4 protein-coding genes are annotated in these 3,072 nt (G+C 69.0%); all 4 read left to right on the top strand.

What is annotated here, in order from left to right; genetic code table 11:
• Positions 1-1,862, top strand: a 1,862-nt coding sequence (cadA, locus tag MK177_10265) for a cadmium-translocating P-type ATPase (protein ID MCH2427699.1), incomplete at its 5' end; no start/stop codon positions are given.
• Entirely contained in the window at positions 1,859-2,065 is a 207-nt protein-coding gene (locus MK177_10260; GenBank protein MCH2427698.1) for a heavy-metal-associated domain-containing protein, read from the top strand. The genes cadA and MK177_10260, both read left to right, overlap by 4 nt.
• Positions 2,066-2,153: 88 nt before the next feature.
• Positions 2,154-2,414, top strand: a complete 261-nt coding sequence (locus tag MK177_10255; protein ID MCH2427697.1) for a peroxiredoxin family protein — start codon at positions 2,154-2,156, stop codon at positions 2,412-2,414.
• A 27-nt stretch (positions 2,415-2,441) separates the two neighbouring features.
• Entirely contained in the window at positions 2,442-2,720 is a 279-nt protein-coding gene (locus MK177_10250) for a TlpA family protein disulfide reductase (protein ID MCH2427696.1), read from the top strand.
• The last annotated feature ends 352 nt before the right edge of the window (positions 2,721-3,072 follow it).

The following is a 3,072-nucleotide window of genomic DNA, read 5'->3' as shown; positions in this document are numbered from 1 at the left end:
CGACCCTCCAGTTCGGAGGGTGGGAGTGGGTGGTCGCCGCCCTTGCAACCCCCGTGGTCTGGTGGGTCGGCTGGCCGTTCCACCGGACGGCGCTGCGCAACCTCCGCCACGGCTCGACCACGATGGACACCCTCGTGTCGATGGGTACGGGAGCGGCATGGGCCTGGTCGGCCGTCGCCCTCCTCGCCGTCGATGGCCACGTCTACTTCGAGACGGCCGCGGTCATCGTCACGCTGATCCTCCTCGGCCGGTGGTTCGAGGCCCGTGCCAAGCGCCGGTCCGGAGACGCCATCAGGGCACTCGCCGGCCTCGGCGCCAGCACTGCCCGGCTCGAGGACGGCACCACGATCGACGTCGATGACCTGAGGGTCGGCATGCGGCTGGTGGTGCGACCGGGCGAGAAGGTCCCCGTCGACGGCCTGGTGGTGGACGGAGCCAGCAGCGTGGATGCCTCCATGATCACCGGCGAGCCCGTGCCGGTCGTGGTCGGAGTCGGTGACGAGGTGATCGGTGCGACCATCAACGGCAACGGCTCGCTGACCGTCGAGGCCGTGAGGGTCGGTGGCGACACGAAGCTGGCCCAGATAATGCGCCTCGTGAACGAGGCGCAGGCGTCCACCGCCCCCGTGCAGCGACTCGCCGATCGCGTATCGGCCGTCTTCGTCCCCACGGCGCTCGGAATCGCCGGGGTGACCCTCATCGGCTGGCTCGTAGCGGGACGTCCGGCAAGCGAGGCCTTCACGGCTGCGGTCGCCGTCCTGATAATCGCCTGCCCCTGTGCGCTCGGCCTCGCCACCCCCACCGCGATCATGGTCGGCACGGGTCGTGGCGCATCCCTCGGGGTGATCATCAAGGGTGGCGAGGTGCTCGAGGCGACCCGTCAGGTCAACCACCTCGTGGTCGACAAGACCGGCACCGTTACCGAGGGTCGGATGGAGCTCGTGTCGGTCACGGCGGCACTCGGGACGGATCGCAGCGAGGTGTTGCAACGGGCCGCCTCCGTCGAGTCCCGATCCGAGCACCCGGTAGGAGAGGCGATCGTCGCCGCGGCACCCGACATCCAGCCGGTCTCCGGCTTCCAGAACCTCCCGGGGCTGGGAGTACAGGCCACTGTCGCCGGCGTCGAGGTGGTCGTCGGGCGAATCCAGCTGTTCGACGAGGTCCACGAAGGCCTCCTCGCTGCCATGGCCGAGGCCGAGGACACGGGCGGCACGGCCGTCCTTGCAGGCTGGGACGGCACGGCCCGAGGTGTCCTGGTCGTGGCCGACCGGATCAGGCCGACGAGCGCCGAAGCGGTCGCCGCGTTCCGGGACCTGGGCCTCGACGTGACGCTGCTGACCGGAGACAACGCCAGGACGGCACAGGCCGTGGCATCGGCGGTCGGAATCGACCGGGTCGTCGCCGAGGTGATGCCGGAGGACAAGGACGCGGAGATCCAGCGCCTCCAGGCCGAGGGCCAGGTGGTGGCAATGGTCGGTGACGGCATCAACGACGCCCCGGCGCTGGCACGCTCGGACCTCGGCATCGCCGTCGGCACCGGAACCGACGTGGCGATCGAGACGTCGGACCTCACGATCGTCTCAGGCGACCTGAGAGCCGTTGCCGATGCAATCGCACTCTCGCGACAGACCCTGGCCACCATCAAGGGCAACCTCTTCTGGGCGTTCGCCTACAACACCGCAGCCATCCCGCTAGCCGCCCTCGGCATCCTCAACCCGATGATCGCCGCCGGGGCAATGGGGTTCTCGTCGGTGTTCGTGGTCACCAACTCGCTCCGACTGCGCCGGTTCGACGGCTACCGCCGCCCGACGGCCACCCACGACACGGCTTCAATGACTGACCACGAGAGGACGACCAGATGACGAACCGGGTGTTCAACGTTCCGGACATCTCCTGCGACCACTGCAAGAGGGCCATCGAGGAGGCCCTGGCGGCGGTTCCGGAGGTCGACTCCGCCGTCGTGACGGTGGACCGGAGAGAAGTCCAGGTCGCCGGCACCGTCTCGGACGACGCCGTCATCGCCGCCATCGGGCTGGCGGGCTACGGCGTCGAACACGGCTCCTGACCGGAGCCCGCGACTCCACCGCGGTCGGCCACCGCGTCGCGATGGCGTGGACGGGGAACGACCCCTACTGTCAACCCGGGATGATTCGATGACCGAACCGACGCAGCAGAGGAGCGCACGCCGGGAGAAACGGCGGGGGAAGGTACGACGAGCGGTGCACGCCCGTCGGGTGGTCATCGCCTCGGCGTCCATCGTCGTCGGAGGGTTCCTCCTCGTGGGCTGCGGATCCGAGCCGGCCGCTGGGCGCGTCGCCCCGGTCCTCGAGCTCACCACCGTCGACGGTGAGCCTGTGGCCCTGAGCGACTACCTGGGCCGGCCGGTCGCCGTCACGTTCATGCACAGTTATTGACCGGTCTGCACCGCCAGTGCCCCCGAGTTGCGGGCGGCCTACGACAACCACAGGGACGAGGGCTTCACGGTGCTCTCGGTGAGCGTCCGGGAGAGCGACCAGGTGATCACGGACTTCATCTCCCGCCACGGCCTCACCTACCCGTTCCTGATGGACCGTGACGGCAGCGCCAGCCTCGACTTCGAGGTGATGACGACCCCGACGACGTTCTTCATCGGCCCCGACGGAACGATCATCGATACGAAGGCCGGGATGGTCTCCAGGGAGTGGCTTGAACGCCACATCCGCGAATCCACCAACACGTAGGCCTGACGCACCCCGGGGACAGAGCCAGGCAGGGCCAGCCCACCGGTCCAAATAGATCTATCCGACCCTGATCCGGCCAAACCGGCCAAACGCACACCCACCTGTACCCTGACCGTCGGTGGTCGACCGGGTTTCGCACCGCCGCCATCGCCATGGCCTTCCTGACCCTGGAACTGGTTCCCGGCGACGTGGTGGCCCTGGACCAGCGGGGAACCGAGGTCGCCGCCATCGTGGTGGCTCTACCCTTCGTCAGGGGCTGACCCCGACCTTCCGGCGGTCAGTCCAGCAGGTCGGGCTGGTCCCGCAGGACCTGGTCGAACATGGGCTGGGCGCTGAACCAGCTGGCGAAGTC

This window comes from Acidimicrobiales bacterium, assembly GCA_022452145.1.
Classification (GTDB): Bacteria; Actinomycetota; Acidimicrobiia; order Acidimicrobiales; family MedAcidi-G1; genus UBA9410.
This window is presented reverse-complemented; position numbering and strand designations above follow the sequence as displayed.

What these genes read in the sequence shown, in the direction of transcription:
- MK177_10260 (MCH2427698.1), top strand. Translation starts at nt 1,859, where the DNA reads ATGACGAACCGGGTGTTCAACGTTCCGGACATCTCCTGCGACCACTGC.
- MK177_10255 (MCH2427697.1), top strand. Translation starts at nt 2,154, where the DNA reads ATGACCGAACCGACGCAGCAGAGGAGCGCACGCCGGGAGAAACGGCGG.